The organism is Corynebacterium tuberculostearicum SK141 (assembly GCF_000175635.1).
Taxonomy (GTDB): Bacteria; Actinomycetota; Actinomycetes; order Mycobacteriales; family Mycobacteriaceae; genus Corynebacterium; species Corynebacterium tuberculostearicum_C.
Genome location: NZ_ACVP01000004.1, coordinates 58,114 through 74,084 on the forward strand (window position 1 = coordinate 58,114; position 15,971 = coordinate 74,084).

Below are 15,971 nucleotides of genomic sequence, written 5' to 3' on the forward strand. Positions count from 1 at the left end.
GGCATTGGTTTGTGAAATTGTAGGTTTCCTATACGCACATCGCCGTGCAGTAGTGGGAGTTGGTGTATCAACTCCCGGCAGGCCAATGAGTTGCTAGATCAACTCTGCAGTATAGACTGGTGAAAGAAGGAAAACCAAAGGAGGAATGCGATGCGTGTGGAGCAGAGCGTGGCGTGGGGTGACTTTGTTGCCATGCAGGAAGCGCTCCACGCGCGGCTTTCTGGGGAGTTGCAAAGTGGCTCTAGTTTGAGCGAGGCGGACTACGCGGTCTTGGCGGTCCTATATCGGCGCCGACAGATCCCTACACGCCCGCATGAATTGGCGGCCGAGCTCGGGTGGGAGAAGTCGCGGCTGCATCGGCAGTTAGTGCGTATGGAGTCCCGAAAATTGGTTTCCAGGCGCGAGGCGCCGGAGTTAGGAACCCGTGCAGTTGAAGTCACTGTGACGGAAAAGGGAAGCGCCGCTTTCAACGCAGCGATCGTGCGACATACCGCCGCAGTCGAGGAAATCGTGGTGGGCACCCTTAGTGATGAAGACCTACAAACCTTGGGCAGGATTTCCCGCACGTTGCTACGCGGGGTAGTTAAAGAGGGGACGTCGGAAAGCTAGCGCTCGGCTGGTAAACCGTGCATACAAAAAGGCACCTGCCAAGAAGGCGGGTGCCGCGAAAGATTGTCTAGGAGTGGCCTAGGAAATCTTGAGGACGGTGCGTCCGTGGTGGGTGCCCTCGAGGAGGGACTTGGATTCCTCGACAACGTCCGACAGAGGAATCGTATTGGTCAGGGACTCAAGGATGGACCGGTCCAGCTTGCGTGCGAGCAGCTGCCATGCGTTCTGGCGGTAGTGCAGCGGGGCGTCGACAGAGTTAACGCCGGCGAGGTGTACGTTGCGCAGAATGAAAGGCAAGACGGTGGTGGGCAGGTCTGGGCCGGCGGCCATACCGGTGGAGGCAACGGTGCCGCCCCATACGGTGCGGGCCAATACATTGGCCAGGACGTGGGAGCCGGAGGTATCAACAGCACCGGCGTAGCTAGCCTTTTGCAGGGGCTTTCCGGCTTCGGCGAACTCGGCGCGGTCCACAATGGTGTGGGCGCCAAGCTCGTGGAGGTACTGGGAGTAGTCATCCGGGCGGCCGGTCATCGCGTGGACCTCGTAACCAGCATTGGAAAGGAGGTTCACGGCGATGGAGCCTACGCCACCGGTGGCGCCGGTGACCAAGACCGGACCATCGGGCAGCCCGCGCAGAGAATTAACACACAGTGCGGCAGTGTAGCCCGCGGTGCCAACAGCGGCGGCCTGCTCTGCGGTGAAGTCCGCGGGCAGGGCGACGGTTGCTTGGGAGTTGACGCGCTGCTTCGGGGTGTAGCCGCCGTGGCGGAATTCACCGAGGCCATCGCCGAAGGATGCTACCAAGGTGCCAACTGGGAGGCGCTCGACGCTAGATTCAGAAACCGTGCCGACCACGTCGATGCCCGGAACCAGCGGGCTGGTGCGCATGACGCCGCGGTCACCTGCGATAGCCATGGCGTCTTTGTAGTTCAGGGAAGAATAAGAAACATCAACGGTAAGGTCGCCCTCGCCGAGGAACTCTCCCTCTTCGAAGGAGGTCGTAACGGACTTATCTTCGTTGCGAGTTACTAGTAGCGTGCTCATGCTCACCATCGTACGTTAAATGTGATGCAGGGATTTAACAGCGAATCTCACGGCGATTTTTCAGGCTCGCTTGTTAACTTGAACAACATGACGATGACCACGACATCCACCCGCATCTCGCGTCAGGTTGGGGCGCCGGGCGTGCCCGCTCGGCCCACCCTGTGGCGCAATGCCGGTATCGCCTGCGTGGTCGTTTTGATGGCCATCGCCGTAGCCACGGTGGGTAAGCCATTTATTGATATCCCCGGCGTGATCGATGCCAGTGCGCATGCTCGCCGCAGCCTCGATCTGCAGATGTTCAACGGCTTTAATAACCCTCATCCGTGGTGGGGTCCGTGGACCAATACCTTTGGCAATATCGCGCTGTTTATGCCGCTCGGGGCGTGCCTAGTGGTGCTGGGACAGAATTCACGGCGCATTCGCTTTGGCCGCGGTGGAACCATCCTCCTGGCAATGGTGCTCAGCCTGGGTATCGAAATTACCCAATACGTATTCTCGTTGGGATTTAGCGACGTCGATGACCTCGTTTTCAACACCCTCGGTGCGTCTGTGGGCGCGTTCTTGGTAAGCCGCAGTAGCGCGAAGGTCCAGCTGCGGACTGTACGCGTCATCGGGTGGTTTACGGCATTGAGCTTGGGTGCATTACTGCTTGCCGTTATGGCCGGGGTAGTTCTCTAGAAACTAGGCCTCGAGCGGTGGGCCTTAGGCTGGTTGGCGTTGCGACTACGCGCAACGTGATTCTCGTTCCCTATGTGTGGGAGAAAACCATCGATGAGCTCGCAGAAATCTATGCAGCGGCCTGCGAGGCGATTTTGGGGGCGCGGCCTTAGGCGAATAATTCCACTCGGTGGCCCCATTCAAACATGGTGGTGCCGGCATCAGTGCCACTTAAGCCCTCGAACATAGCCAGGGGAGAGGTGGGGACCATTCCGGTGACCTGCGATACGCCGTAGTCTTCAAGCAGAACCGGGGCTAAGGGAGTTGATGGGCCCAGGACGACATTGAAGGACTCGCGAGAGAGCTCGAGCAGGCGGGGCGCGGTCTTGTTGACAAAGGCGGAGCCGGTAATGAAGACATAATCGCACTCGGGCAGGATGTATTCGGCGGCGGAATCGGGGTAGTCGCCCTCATTGAGCGAGCGCTCCAGCATATAAAAATCCGCAGCCTGGTTGAGTGCTTTAGGTGCAAAAGGGAAGTGGCCGATTACCGCTACCTTCTTCCCGGCGACGGCGTTGCGGAAGGGATCGAAGAAGTGGGGCCAGGGGGCGTCGGCAAGCGCAAAGCCATGCTCGTCGGCCACGGAAGGTGTGGCGTAGTAGGAATTTAGCGCGGCCATGCCGAAGGACGCCTCCGAGAAATTCCAGCTCTTGGCCAGCTGGGCGATGGCGCGTAAAGGAACGCCGGAGTACTCGGCGCGCATCTGGGCCGGGCGAGAGGTGGCAGACATGGTCATAGCCATGCCGCAGCTAGGACTTTCGGTGTATACCCGGGTCCATCGCGGGCCTTGGGCGGCGCGGGAGACCACTATGTCACGGGGAATGGCATCGATGAGGTCATCGTAGAGATCCCAGGCAGACATGTATAGACCAGCTTTCCCAAATTGTGTTGCACTCTTTGCGTGAAGGCAGTGTAGTCGAATTAGCTGAGACTAACCTATAGCTTTAGTCACATATATTCGCAACGTCGTGCGCGGTCTGCTTGGCAAAGGGGCTTACCCCGGTAATGGTTGCGGAACCGGGGCCGGTCCACGTGCCGTAACCCACGAGGAAGAGGCCGTCGACGGTGGGGGAGGTGCCATCAAGAAGCCCGCGGATGGGCCGGAGGGCAGGACGGAAACCGGTGCACCAGATGAGGTGGTCTGCGGTGATTTCTTCAAGCGAAGAAAACATGGGGGTGGCCTGCAAAAGTCCGGAATCCCGTGCGCGTAGGACCGGCGGAACCATCACAATATCGCCCAGGTTGGAATCCGCGCCGGGGTCTGGCTCGCCGCGCAGCATGGCGTTAAGGCGGGCGCGATTGCGCTGAAAGAGTACGCGGCCGTCAACATCATCGGGCATCCACCGCGGGGAGTTGCGGGTATACCAGGTGGTCTCCACTCCGGAAAGCAGGAGCTCGGCCGCGATCTGGGCACCGGAATTGGCCGCGCCTACGACCGCCACGCTGGACCCGACAAAGTCCTCCGGGCCCGGGTAGAAAGCCGAATGCCATTGCTGTCCGCCAAAGTCGCCGGGGTAGTAGGGGATAAAGGGCGCAGACCACGTGCCCGTGGCAGCTACGACCGTGCGCGCGGTCAGATGCTCCGTACCGGCAAAGACGTGGAAGCACGCGCCATCATGGGTCACCTCATCCACTTTGACTGGCCGGCGAATGGGCAGTTCATAGCGCTGCTCGTAGCGCGCAAAATAGTCGATGACGTGGCTGGCCGGCGGAAAGCCCTCGTGGTGGGGCATGGGCCATCCCGGCAGGTTAGAGGAGGCGGAATTGCTAAAGAGCGTCAGCGAAGGCCAGGTGTGGCGCCAGGCCGCGCCGGGGCCGGGTTCAGCGTCCAGAATGACAAAATCCAGCCCCTTCTTGCGCAGGTAGTAGCCCACCGCAAGACCCGCCTGACCGGCGCCAATGACTATGCAGTCCAGCATTAAATGAGCTTCCTCTCCCGCGCCACGGTCACCGCGGCGGTGCGAGTTTCCACGCCCAGCTTCTGAAAAATGTGAATGAGGTGGGTCTTGACCGTGGCCTCAGAGATGAAGAGCTGCTTGGCTAGCTCCTTATTGGAGGAACCACTGGAAAGCGCCCGAAGAATTTCTAGCTCGCGGGCGGACAGCGATTCTTGTGGCCGGCCCACACGTTGGGCGAGGAGATCCACCACTTCCGGCGCCAAGGTGCGGCGGTGCGCGGCGGTATTGAGCACGGCCTCGTGCAGCGCCTGCTCAGGGGAGTCCTTGAGCAGGTAGCCCATTGCGCCGGCCTCCACGGCGGCAAGGATATCGGCCTGGGTGTCATAGGTGGTGAGGATGAGTACCGGTGGGCCGCCGGCCTCCACTACCCGTTTGGTGGCCGCGATGCCATCCATGTCAGGCATCTGGATATCGCAGACCACGGCGTCTACCTGCGGGGCATCCGCAGTAAAAAGCTTATCCACATCTGCGCCGGTAGAGCCCTCCATGACAACCTCGACATCGGAGAAGGCATTGAGGATGGCGCGCAGGCCGGCGCGAACCACGGGGTGATCATCAATCAGCATGACATTAACCATTGCTTTTCTCCTTCAGCGGGATACGGACGGCCAGGGCGGTGCCTTCGCCGGATTCCAGGCTCATGGTGCCGCCTACGCCCTCCACGCGGCCGCGGAGGCCGCTGAGCCCAAAGCCATTGTCCCTGCCGCTGGGGCGAGGGGAGGCGGATAGTCCGCGTCCATTATCAACGACGTCCAGGGTAACCGCATCCTCGAAAAGCCCGAGCGTGACCACCGCGCGCGAGGCGTGGGCATGTTTGATGACGTTATTCAGGCCCTCTTGCGCGGCGCGCACGATGACCTCTTTGATGCGTCCGGGCACCTTGCCGCTGCCGGAGACCACCAGCTCAAAGGTGGGGCCTTCCCCTAAGGCCTTGACCCGGCTGCGCATCTGGGACAGCAGGGAAGTGAGCTGGGTTTCCAGTCGCTCATCGGGGCCGGCTAGTTCGCGGACAAAGCGGCGGGCCTCGGCCAGGTTTTCGCTCGCGACGTCTTCGATAACCGCCAGTTGCTCCTCTTTGGTTGCTGGATCGTCGGTGCCGCGGGCCGCACGGGAGAGCAACAAGATGGAGCTGAGGCCTTGCGCGACGGTGTCATGGATCTCGCGAGAGAGGCGCTCGCGCTCCTCCAGCCGGCCGGCTTGGTGCTCGCTGGCGGCCAGCTCGGCTTGGGTTTCGCGCAGCTGCTTGGCGATGTCCCTGTGGTGCGCCGCCTCTGCCTGCAGCCGCCGCTGGATGAAAAAGACCGTGGCCGCAAAGGCGGTACCGATAAGCGGTCCCACGGCCGCAGCGATGGACCAGCCCTCGGGGTGCAGCCAGGCGGGAATGAATGCCGCTGCTGCCCACAGCACGGCGATGGAAACCAACCCAGGCACGGTGGGCAAAGCACGCAGAAAGACAAAAATGAGCGGGAATTCCAGCCACATGAAATCCTGCGCATGCACCATCAGGCCCAGCCACAGGAGGCATAGCCCACCCAGCCATAACCATGTGGGCAGCCAACGCTGTGCGGCATACACCACGGCGAGGGCGATGGCTAAGCCGATCACTCGGGCGTCGAGCCGGTCATCCACATAGGCGCGCGTCACGCCGAAGACTAGCAGAAACGCGAACATGGCGTGCAGGCCATAAACCCATAATTTTTGTCCCTTAAACACAACCACCCAGGATATCCGCGCACCGGTGGACCGTGAATCAACCACTTGGTTGACTCGAGGTTCAGCGAGCTGGCCGATTACTGCTGACCTGCATAAAGCGAATATAGAACTATGTTCCTAGCAATCAGAGAAATCACCACAGCGCGCGGTCGCTTCGCGCTCATCGGCGGCACGGTTGCGCTCATTACCCTTCTGCTCGTGATGCTCTCCGGCCTCACGGAGGGCCTGTCCAAGCAAAATACTTCCGCGTTGGAGTCCCTGGAAAAGGAGTACCCATATATCTACTTTTCCACCGAGGACCCTTCCTTTAGCGAATCTGAGATGTACGCCGGCGATATCGCCAGCGATGGCATTCCCTTCGGTGCGGCCCAGACCAAGCTGGAGGGCCACGGCGGTGTTGCCGTCCTCAGCCTGCCGGCCGGCACCCAGGTTCCGGGTAGCGATAAGACCATCCCGGAGCAGGGCGTGCTCCTGTCGGATTCCATCGATGAGGCTGATTCAGTCACCTTGGGCGGCACCGACTTCTCGGTGGAGGGCACCGTCCCAGAGACGATGTATGCACATTCCGAGGTGGTATGGGCATCTACCGAAACCTGGCAGCGCATCAGCCACGCTCCGCAGGGCGTGATTGGTACGGCAGCGCTATATAAACAGGAGGTTCCTGGCTCCGTGAAGGTCTCCCAGTCCTTCTCTGGCCTGGCGGCCTATCAGTCTGAGCGCGGCTCGCTGCTTACCATGCAGGGCTTCTTGTACGGCATCTCCGCGCTGGTCACCGTCGCTTTCTTGACCGTATGGACCATCCAGCGCACCCGCGACCTGTCCATCCTGCGCGCGCTCGGCGCCACCGTGCGCTACCTCTTGCGCGATGCCCTGGCACAAGCCGCAATCATCTTGGCCGCCGGCACCATTGCGGGTGCCGTCGTTGGGTGGGTGCTCGGCACGCTTGCTTCCGGCACCGTGCCCTTCGATGTTTCCCTGCGCACCATCGCCGTTCCCGCGGTTGGCATCTGGGCCCTCGGCATGGCCGGCGCCCTTATTGCTACCCGCCGCGTAGCTAAAGCCAACCCACTCGATGCTCTTGGAGGAAATGCTTAACATGTCCACCATTCTTGATATCCGCAACGCCACCGTGACCTACCAAGACGGTGAGACCACGACCACCGCGCTTGCCGACGCCTCCCTCATCGCCGAATCCAACACCCTTACCGCCATCGTGGGTGAGTCCGGGTCCGGCAAGTCCACGTTGCTGTCCGTAGCCGCAGGCCTCATCACCCCAGACTCCGGGTCCGTGCACGTGGACGGTACCCGCTCCATCATTTTCCAGCAGGCCAACCTGCTGTCCTCTCTCAATGTGCGCGACCAATTGGTGATCATGGACCATATCGCTGGCCGCAAGCTGCGCCCACAGCGCGCCGATGAGCTATTGGAGTTTGTCGGCCTGGCAGGAATGGGCAATCGCCGCATGGGTCAGTTGTCCGGTGGCCAGCGCCAGCGCGTCAATATCGCCCGAGCGCTCATGGAGCAGCCGGACCTGCTCTTGGCCGATGAGCCCACCTCCGCGCTCGATTCCCACCTCTCGCAGGAAATCATCCGCCTCTTGCGCGATGTCACCCAGGAGATGAACACCGCCACCGTGCTGGTGACCCACGACCGCTCCCTGCTGAACTTCGCTGACCGCGTGGTGGAGGTCAAGGATGGCCACGTCTCCGAGCAGGAGAAGGTTTCTGCGCTCAGCTAGCCTTAGCTAGCGCTGCATGAGGAGTAGCCGTGCGATTGCCTGCGGCACGGCCGCGGCAATCTGAGAGGCGGAGCAAAGGCCAAAGCCGTCCGGGGTGTGGGCGGCAATGGCCGCCGCGTGTTGGTGGATGGCCGCGGCGTGCAGGATTTCCATAATTATCGCCTCCGCATCCGCCTCGGCGGCATCCAGTTGCGCGAGCGTGGCTCCGAGGATGCCAGAGAGTACGTCACCAGAACCGGCGGTGGCCGCGTAGGAGTGCCCTGCGTTCATGCCATAAATTTTCTGGCCTGGGGCCGTGACCGTGGTGATCCGGCCCTTGTGCAGGATGAAGCAGTCGAGGGCATCGGAAAGCTCTCGCAGGCGCACCCCGAGCCCCTCCGAAAGATCAGGTTCGCGGCCGAGAGTTGCCGCGTAGAGCCGCGCAAACTCCCCGGCATGCGGGGTCAGGACAGCGCAGGGATGATCGCGCACGAGTTCGCGTAGATCGCCGTCGGTCGAGAGCACGGTCAGCGCATCGGCGTCGGTAATCGTGGGCAGCCCGCGTTCTAGCACGGCGCGCAATTCCGCGGCCGCCTCCGGTCCGGTGCCCCGCCCTGGGCCTACGACCCAGGCTTGGGCGTGGACCTTTTCTTGGGCACTGGCATGAGGCACTACCTCCGGCAGGCTCGTGACCACGGAGTCACTGCCCACGACGCGAACCATGGACGGCGTGGCGCGCACCGCGCCCGTGGCGGCGAGGATGCCCGCGCCGGGATAGGCGCTGCTGCCAGCACAGACCGCGGTCACCCCGCCGGTGTACTTGGTGCTTGTCGCCCCCGGAGTCGGATCCAGGATTGGTCCAGTGCAGCCCACCGGCTTCGGGGCGGTGACCAGGCCTTGTTCTCCCGAAAGCACCGGCTCAGTCGGCCACTGGTAGGGCAAGGTAATAGTGGGTTCATTGGCGATATAGCCCACCGGCTCCGCGGTAGCGGAAAGCTCTTCTGCAAAGGAGCGCGGGGCGCCGGGCAGGCGCAGATCGCAGAGGATCACCGCACCGCATTCCGGGGCAAAGATATGTCCGGCACGGGCCCAGCCAAAGCTAATGGTCACGTCTGCCTCTACGGCTTCGGCTGCGGTCACGCCGGTATCGGCGTTAATGCCCGAAGGAATGTCCACCGCTAATACCGGGACCCCGCGCTCCTTGGCCTCGGTATAGGCCCGCAGTGGGGCACCGGATAGGCCGCGGGTGGAGGCGAGGCCGGCGACGGCGTCGATAAGCAGATCGGCGTCTCCTAGGCCGTGCGCAATGGTTCCGCCGGCCGCGGTAAATGCCTTCAGCGCGGGTTCGTGGGCGCTATCCGCTGCAAGGATGGCCTCCACTGAGTAGCCCTCTTCTGCCAGGAAAGCGCCGGCATAGAGGCCATCGCCACCGTTGCCGCCTGGCCCGGCAAGGATAGTTACGTGCCGTCCAGAGTCGAGCATGCTTGTAGCCGTGGCTGCTACGCCTCGTGCGGCCAAGCGCATGAGCTCATCGTCAAAGGTCTGCTGGGCGAGAAGGGAATGCTCCGCCGCGCGGACGGCGGCAACGCTATAGGCATGTCGCATGCCCGCCAGGATAGGCCTTTAAGGTGCCGGTTGGCAGGTCGGGCACCAAAATAGGTTGCGTCCCTCCATGACCTTTTCTGCCACTGGGGTGCCGCAGATATAGCAAGGTAGGCCGGCGCGGCGGTAGACGTAGACCTCGCCACCGTGGTCGTCCTTGCGCGGTTCGCGGCCCATTGCCTCGGGGGAATGCTCGGGCCGCACGGTATCGATGCGGCCGTGCTCCACCCCGTACTCCATCAGATCCACCAAGTCTGCCCACGTGGCGTCAAAGGTTTCACGGGAAACATCCCGGCCTGGCAGGAAAGGGGAGAGGCCGTGGCGAAAGAGGGTCTCGGCCCGGTAGATATTACCCACGCCGGCATAAAGGTGCTGATCCATCATGAGGGAGCCGATGCTGCGGCGCGATTTATGCACTGTGTCCCAGAGCGCCTCCACGTCGGCGTCCGCGCGCAGCGGGTCTTGGCCTACCTTGGCTAGCTGTGCGCGGTACTCCTCTTCGGTGAGCAGGCGGCAAAACTGCGGTCCGCGCAGGTTAGCGGCCTCGGCGCCATTATCAATGCGCACCCGGATCTGTCCGCCTACTTCCTCGCGGGGCTCGAAGCGCAGCTTGCCAATCAGGCCTAAGTGAATATAGAGGATATGGCGCGGATCCTGGGCGCTAAAGTGCACGAAAAGGTGCTTGCCGTAGGTCTCTGCCAGCTCGATGCGCTCGCCATCGAGAAGCTCCGCCTCCGCCGCGAAGCGCCCCTGCGGACTGGTCACGCGCAGCGGCATGCCGCGAAAATCGGCGTTGAATTTATTAGCTAGGCGGTGGATGACGTGACCTTCAGGCATGAAATCCAGTTTAATCGGGAAGAATTTTCGGCCAAACCGGGCGCTAACCAGCTCACTTATTTGCAGAGCCGCAATAGCGTAAACTCGAAATGCGGAATGATTTAACTCAGGGGAAGGCTTTCAAATCATGACGCAAAAAATCGGCTTTGACCGCGAGAAATACATTGAGCTGCAGTCGAAGCACATCCACGCCCGCCGCGAGGAAATCGGCGGCAAACTCTACCTAGAGATGGGCGGCAAACTTTTTGACGATATGCACGCCTCCCGCGTGCTGCCCGGCTTCACCCCGGACAATAAAATCGCGATGCTGGAGCGCATCAAAGAGGACGTAGAGATCCTCATCTGCATCAATGCGAAAGATATCTCCCGCCAGAAGGTACGCGCGGACCTGGGCATTCTTTATGAAGATGACCTGCTGCGTCTGGTGGACGTATTCCGCAGCCGCGGATTCTTGGTAGAAAACATCGTCATGACCCAGTTGGAGGAAGGCAATTCCCAAGCGGAGGCCTTCATCGAAAAGGTCGAGCGCCTCGGCCTCAAGGTGGCGCGCCACCGCGTTATCCCTGGCTACCCCACCAATACGGACCTCATCGTGTCCGAAGAGGGCTTTGGGCGCAATGAATTTGCGGAAACCTCCCGCGACCTCGTCGTGGTTACCGCGCCGGGCCCTGGCTCCGGCAAGCTGGCCACCGCGCTCTCGCAGGTCTACCACGAACACCAGCGCGGCAATAATGCCGGCTACGCCAAGTTTGAAACCTTCCCTATCTGGAATCTCCCCCTGGAACACCCCGTGAACCTGGCCTATGAGGCCGCCACGGTGGACCTCAACGATTCCAATATTATTGACCACTTCCACCTGTCCGCCCACGGCGAATCCACCGTGAACTACAACCGCGATGTGGAAGCGTTCCCGCTGCTGCGCACGCTTTTGGAAAAGCTCACCGGCACCACCCCGTACCAGTCTCCGACGGATATGGGCGTAAACATGGCGGGCTTCTGCATTACTGACGACGCCGTGTGCCGCGCCGCCGCCCAGCAAGAAATCATCCGCCGTTACTTCAAGGCGCAGGTGGAAGAGGCTCGTGCGGGCTTGGGCACCGAGCAATCCGAGCGCGCCGCGGTCATCATGGCCAAGGCCGGCATCAAGGTAGAAGACCGCCCCGTGGTAGCACCTGCGCGCCAGCGCGCGGAAGAAACCGGCGAGCCCGCCTCCGCTATGCAGCTGCACGACGGCACCATGATCACCGGCCGCACCGCGCCCCTGCTGGGCTGCTCGGCGGCGATGCTGCTCAATGCACTGAAGCACTTGGCGGGCATCGACGACGATATTCACCTGCTGTCGCCCGAGTCCATCGAGCCGATTCAAACGCTCAAGACCAAGCATTTGGGTTCCAAGAATCCACGCCTGCATACCGACGAGGTTCTGATCGCCTTGTCCGTGTCTGCGGCGAAGGATGACAATGCCCGCAAGGCGCTGGAGCAGATCAAGGAGCTTGCTGGTTGCGACGTCCACACCACCACCATCCTGGGTTCTGTGGATGAGGGAATCTTCCGCAACCTCGGCGTGCTCGTGACCTCTGACCCAGTCTTTGCCCGCAAGAAGGCGCTGTACCAAAAGCGCTAACTTTCGCATGCTCAAGATTCGGCCCTTTCAGCTTGTACTGGAGGGGCCGCAGTCATATAAGGGAGAGCTACAAGATTGGGGATCTGCGCAGCTGCGGGCCTAAGATTGGGGCGTGACTATTGGCAAAGTTCTCCTGTATTACTGCTTTACCCCCATCGAAGATCCCACCGCGATCATGCTGTGGCAGCGCACCCTGTGCGAGTCCCTGGGGCTCAAGGGGCGCATCCTCATTTCCGAGCACGGCATTAACGGCACCGTTGGCGGCGATATGGAAGCCTGCAAGCGCTATGTCCGCCAGACCAAGGAATACCCCGGCTTTAAGCGCATGCAGTTTAAATGGTCCGAGGGCGGCGCGGATGACTTCCCGCGCCTTTCGGTCAAGGTGCGCGATGAAATCGTGGCCTTTGGTGCGCCGGGTGAGCTGAAGGTGGATGAAAACGGCGTCGTTGGCGGCGGCGTGCACCTCAAGCCAGAAGAGGTAAATAAGCTGGTAGAAGAACGTGGCGAGGAGGTCGTCTTCTTTGACGGCCGCAACGCCATGGAGGCAGAGATTGGCAAGTTCAAAAATGCCGTCGTGCCCGATGTGAAAACCACGCATGACTTCATCGAGGAAATCGAATCCGGCAAGTATGACTGGATGAAGGATAAGCCGGTGGTGTCCTACTGCACCGGTGGCATCCGCTGCGAGATCCTGTCCTCGTTGATGAAGAACCGCGGCTTCAAAGAGGTCTACCAGATCGATGGCGGCATCGTGCGCTACGGCGAAAAGTACGGCAACGATGGCCTGTGGGAAGGCTCCATGTATGTCTTTGACAAGCGCATGCACCACGAGTTCGGCCAAGGACTTCAAGACCCCGGCTTCATCCAACTGGGCCACTGCGTGCACTGCGGCAAGGGCACGAATACCTTCCACAATTGCATCAATGAAGATACCTGCCGCCAGCAGGTACTCATCTGTGATGACTGCATCCAGCACGTAGAAACCCAGCACTGCGGCCGGCCGGATTGCGCCGAAGTGGCAGCGCAGCTAGCCAAGCAGGAGAGCTAGTCGCGCGCCGGTTCCTTGCGGAAGCAGCCCCACCACCAGTGCTGCCACGCGGTGATAAGCGGGCTGCTCGGCGGATAGATGATGCCGGTAGAGGTGTGCAGCTTACTGACCGGGCTAATGCCGTGGAGCGAGTTGAGGAACCACAGGGGGCACTCGGCGGCGAGTTCGGCGGTGATGGGGCGCGTTTCGGTGTGAATTCCTAGGTCCGCAGCGCGCCGGGCAACTTGGCGCAGCGTGATGCTGGGTAGCGCCTGACCGGTGGGGAGGATGAGCGTTTCCTCGTCCCAGGCGACGAGCGCGCCGGTGGTGGTCTCCACCATGGCACCAGAGGAATCCACGATGGCGGTGTCATCGGTGCCGTCTGCCTGATACTCGTCGCGGTAACGTGCCAGCGCTGGAAAATCGGGGCCCTTGACTAAAGGCTTCGTGCGCGGGTCGGGGGCTTGGACATAGGTCAGCCGGGTGGTTCGGCGCGCAGGGGGTGCAGGGCGAATATCGAGGCGCAGCTGTCCGCCGGCTAGCGAAATGCGGGGGAAGAGATCGCCGGGGCCCATAAGCTGCAGCATCGCGGGGACGAAGCCGGCGGGAAGTGGGCCGGCTACCGACTCGAAGCGCTGGAGGTGCAGGGGGAGGGCGTTGGAGTGGGCGTCGGCAAGCGTCCGCCAAGAATCCGCCACGTCAAAGGGGCCGGGGTAGGGCTGGCTTGGAATGAAGCTGCTCTGGTGCCAGAGGTAGGTGCTCATTGCCACGCCCCCAACACGGATTGGGCCTTGAGGTTGCGCTCTTCTAACTCGGCGGCCGGATCCGAATCTAGGACGATGGCCCCGCCGGCGCCGATGGTGACCTCACCGGCCGCCCGCACGGCCGTGCGGATGACCACGCTGAGATCGGATTGTCCGTCAAACCCCAGGTAGCCCACCGCGCCGGAGTACACGCCGCGCGGTCCCGTTTCGAGTTGGTCAATGATCTCGCAGGTGCGCAGCTTCGGCGCGCCCGTCATCGATCCGGGAGGAAAGGTGGCGCGGAGGGCATCGACCGCGGTGGCACTGGAGCGCAGCTGCCCGGTAATGGTGGAGACCAACTGATGGACGGTGGCATAGCTTTCTACCTGCATCAACTTCGGCACGCGCACGCTTCCGGGCTCGCATACCCGGGAGAGATCATTGCGCAGTAGATCAACGATCATGAGGTTTTCGGCCCGCGTCTTCGGATCCGTGGTCAGCAGCGCCGGATCCTGGTCGGCCGAGATGGTGCCCTTAATCGGTTTGGCCTCTACCTCACGGCCGCGCACGGTGAGGAAGCGCTCGGGCGAGGCGCTGCAGACTTCCACGCCGTCGAAGACGAGGTGTGCGGCATAGGGTGCAGGATTGTGCGAGCGCAGTCGGGGATAGAGCTCGCCCTTGGACGCGGCCGTGTAGGTATCGGTCAGGCAGACCTCGTAGCTCTCGCCGGCGTGCAGGAATTCCTGGGCGCGCTTAATCCGCTCCAGGTAGCCAGGGCTGCGCCAGGAGCCCGCGCTTAGCGACGCCCCATCGTCCTCCCCCGTTGGCCGTGGTTCCTCTGCATCCAAGGCGGTCTCCAGGCGGTCCAGGAGATCCTCGGCGCCGTCGCCGGCAAGGCAGCACAGGTGCGCGGTTTTTGCCTGGTGGTCATAGACGATGAAAGACTGCGGCCGCACAAAGTAGGCATCTGGGTAAGGGGAGCGATGGCGTAGCTCAATGGGCAGGGTGAGCTGGGCGCATTCGTAGCCCAAATACCCGATGACCCCGCCGGTAAACGGGAGATCCGGTGCGTCGATGATGCGGGTGGCGAGCTCGCGGTCGAGGAGGGTGAGGATATCGGGGGCGTCGCCAAGCCGGTAGCGGAAAGAGCGACTCAATGCGCCGGCGGTATCGCCGAGGATGGAATAGCGCCCGCGGGGATCTGCGGAGTCGAGGAAGAAGGCATCGTTGCCCTCGGCGCGCAGGGTGGCAAAGACCTGTGGGCAGTCCACCGCGCCGGGGACTTCGCGGTGGAGCAGGTGGAACCCGCCCAGAAAGTTGCGCATAATCTCCCGGCCGTACTGGGTAAGCACCGACTCCGGGTGAAATTGCACGCCCCAGTGCGGCAAGCCGTCGACCTTAAGCGCTTGGATGACGCCATCCTCGCTGCGGGCATGCACGGTAATGCCGGGGGTCTCCTCTATATGCAGGGAGTGGTAGCGCACCACTTCGAAGTCTTGCGGGATTCCGGCGAAGATGCCTTCGCCCGAGTGACTGATGGTAGAGACAAAACCGTGGCGCGGCTGCGGCGCGCGCGACACCTGGGCACCGGCCAGCAGACCTAGCCCCTGGTGACCAAGGCATACACCCAGTACCGGAATCTCGGCCGCGGCTGCGGCGGCGATAATGCCCCGGGCAGCACCGAAATCCTCCTCGCGTTCCGGCGTGCCCGGGCCAGGAGAAATCACCACATGCGAAAATTCGCCGGCACGGACGCGCTCGGCCAGCCCTTCCGCTTCCCCGGCGGCGACGACGAGTGGTTCGCGTCCGGCTACCTCCGCGATGAGGTGGGCAAGGTTGAAGGTATAAGAATCGTAATTATCAAGCAGGAGGATCATAGGGAGGCGGAAAGTATCTATGCGGCGGCCGAGTCCATGAGGAACAGCTGGATATCGGTAATGGTCCACAGCATGAAATTGCAGGCCATTACCCAGAAAATGGCCATCCAACTGCGCCACCGCAGATAGCGGTGCAGCTTGCGCACCATGATGATGGCGCAGCCGATCATGCCGAAGAACGGAATGATTGGGGTGGTCAGGCTAAAGAAGGTGCGCTGCCCGTCGGTGCAGAGCCACGTGGCGGTGCCATTCTCACACAAGGGTCCGCCGGAGAGCCGAGTGACGAGTGCGACCGCGAAACCATAAAGCGCGGAGAGCACAAGAACGCCGATCATGTACCAGACGGCCTGGCGGGTGGAGCGGCGGTTAGCAGCGGCAATCTCTAAAGGGTCCGGCTCATCGGCCAGCTCATCAAAGCTCCGCGGTTCCGGGCGGCGCAGATTGGCATAGTCCGCATCGGAAGTCAGGTCGTTTTCGGGATGCTCTGGTCGCTGGCTCATGCC

General features: G+C 62.0%; 16 protein-coding genes. 6 read left to right on the top strand and 10 right to left on the bottom strand.

The window, feature by feature from the left end; translation table 11 throughout:
* The first annotated feature begins 150 nt into the window (after positions 1-150).
* Positions 151-609: a MarR family winged helix-turn-helix transcriptional regulator gene (locus tag CORTU0001_RS01810; protein WP_034667954.1), complete on the top strand. Its 459-nt coding sequence runs from the start codon at positions 151-153 to the stop codon at positions 607-609.
* 78 nt (positions 610-687) lie between these two features.
* Here CORTU0001_RS01810 and CORTU0001_RS01815 read toward each other — a convergent pair whose 3' ends face one another.
* A complete protein-coding gene (locus tag CORTU0001_RS01815; protein WP_034667957.1) occupies positions 688-1,662 on the bottom strand; it encodes an MDR family oxidoreductase in 975 nt (324 codons plus the stop codon).
* Between the two features lie 78 nt (positions 1,663-1,740).
* Between CORTU0001_RS01815 and CORTU0001_RS01820 the strand changes: the two genes are divergently transcribed.
* Entirely contained in the window at positions 1,741-2,331 is a 591-nt protein-coding gene (locus CORTU0001_RS01820) for a VanZ family protein (protein ID WP_244262073.1), read from the top strand.
* 148 nt (positions 2,332-2,479) lie between these two features.
* Here CORTU0001_RS01820 and CORTU0001_RS01825 read toward each other — a convergent pair whose 3' ends face one another.
* The 4 genes from CORTU0001_RS01825 to CORTU0001_RS01840 all read right to left on the bottom strand — a co-directional run bounded on the left by CORTU0001_RS01825 (position 2,480) and on the right by CORTU0001_RS01840 (position 5,999).
* Positions 2,480-3,232, bottom strand: coding sequence for a DUF364 domain-containing protein (locus tag CORTU0001_RS01825; protein ID WP_005326952.1), 753 nt, complete (start codon positions 3,230-3,232; stop codon positions 2,480-2,482).
* Between the two features lie 82 nt (positions 3,233-3,314).
* The gene (locus tag CORTU0001_RS01830) at positions 3,315-4,289 is read right to left on the bottom strand and encodes an NAD(P)-binding domain-containing protein (RefSeq protein ID WP_005326953.1); all 975 of its coding nucleotides are present in this window, start codon (positions 4,287-4,289) and stop codon (positions 3,315-3,317) included.
* Positions 4,289-4,906: a response regulator gene (locus tag CORTU0001_RS01835; RefSeq protein WP_005326954.1), complete on the bottom strand. Its 618-nt coding sequence runs from the start codon at positions 4,904-4,906 to the stop codon at positions 4,289-4,291. Before CORTU0001_RS01835 ends, CORTU0001_RS01830 begins: the two co-directional genes overlap by 1 nt.
* Complete coding sequence (locus CORTU0001_RS01840; protein WP_244262074.1) at positions 4,899-5,999, bottom strand: sensor histidine kinase; 1,101 nt, start codon at positions 5,997-5,999, stop codon at positions 4,899-4,901. The genes CORTU0001_RS01835 and CORTU0001_RS01840 overlap by 8 nt, the downstream gene beginning before the upstream one ends.
* A 153-nt stretch (positions 6,000-6,152) precedes the next feature.
* Here CORTU0001_RS01840 and CORTU0001_RS01845 point away from each other — a divergent pair, with 153 nt between their 5' ends.
* Together CORTU0001_RS01845 and CORTU0001_RS01850 are read left to right on the top strand one after the other, a co-directional pair.
* Positions 6,153-7,136 (top strand): ABC transporter permease, encoded by a 984-nt coding sequence (locus CORTU0001_RS01845; protein ID WP_005326965.1) that lies wholly within the window; start codon positions 6,153-6,155, stop codon positions 7,134-7,136.
* Between the two features lies 1 nt (position 7,137).
* A complete protein-coding gene (locus CORTU0001_RS01850) occupies positions 7,138-7,779 on the top strand; it encodes an ABC transporter ATP-binding protein (RefSeq protein WP_005326966.1) in 642 nt (213 codons plus the stop codon).
* A 6-nt stretch (positions 7,780-7,785) separates the two neighbouring features.
* Here the strand turns inward: CORTU0001_RS01850 and CORTU0001_RS01855 are convergent, their stop codons facing one another.
* Together CORTU0001_RS01855 and CORTU0001_RS01860 are read right to left on the bottom strand one after the other, a co-directional pair.
* Positions 7,786-9,363, bottom strand: a complete 1,578-nt coding sequence (locus CORTU0001_RS01855; protein WP_005326971.1) for a bifunctional ADP-dependent NAD(P)H-hydrate dehydratase/NAD(P)H-hydrate epimerase — start codon at positions 9,361-9,363, stop codon at positions 7,786-7,788.
* An 18-nt stretch (positions 9,364-9,381) separates the two neighbouring features.
* The gene (locus CORTU0001_RS01860) at positions 9,382-10,197 is read right to left on the bottom strand and encodes an Fpg/Nei family DNA glycosylase (RefSeq protein ID WP_005326973.1); all 816 of its coding nucleotides are present in this window, start codon (positions 10,195-10,197) and stop codon (positions 9,382-9,384) included.
* A 127-nt stretch (positions 10,198-10,324) separates the two neighbouring features.
* Here CORTU0001_RS01860 and CORTU0001_RS01865 point away from each other — a divergent pair, with 127 nt between their 5' ends.
* Entirely contained in the window at positions 10,325-11,821 is a 1,497-nt protein-coding gene (locus CORTU0001_RS01865) for a DUF1846 domain-containing protein (RefSeq protein ID WP_005326977.1), read from the top strand.
* A gap of 112 nt (positions 11,822-11,933) precedes the next feature.
* Positions 11,934-12,869 carry an oxygen-dependent tRNA uridine(34) hydroxylase TrhO gene (gene trhO / locus CORTU0001_RS01870; RefSeq protein ID WP_005326978.1) on the top strand — a complete coding sequence of 312 codons (936 nt, stop codon included), beginning with the start codon at positions 11,934-11,936 and terminating at the stop codon, positions 12,867-12,869.
* Here the strand turns inward: trhO and CORTU0001_RS01875 are convergent.
* From CORTU0001_RS01875 to CORTU0001_RS01885, 3 genes are read right to left on the bottom strand one after another with little or no spacing between them, the layout of a single operon-like run.
* Positions 12,866-13,612, bottom strand: coding sequence for an aminotransferase (locus tag CORTU0001_RS01875; RefSeq protein ID WP_005326981.1), 747 nt, complete (start codon positions 13,610-13,612; stop codon positions 12,866-12,868). The two genes, trhO and CORTU0001_RS01875, sit on opposite strands and share 4 nt — an antisense overlap.
* On the bottom strand, positions 13,609-15,468 hold the full coding sequence (locus tag CORTU0001_RS01880; protein WP_005326982.1) for a chorismate-binding protein: 1,860 nt from the start codon (positions 15,466-15,468) through the stop codon (positions 13,609-13,611). The genes CORTU0001_RS01875 and CORTU0001_RS01880 overlap by 4 nt, the downstream gene beginning before the upstream one ends.
* A 17-nt stretch (positions 15,469-15,485) precedes the next feature.
* On the bottom strand, positions 15,486-15,968 hold the full coding sequence (locus CORTU0001_RS01885) for a hypothetical protein (RefSeq protein WP_005326983.1): 483 nt from the start codon (positions 15,966-15,968) through the stop codon (positions 15,486-15,488).
* Positions 15,969-15,971: the final 3 nt, after the last annotated feature.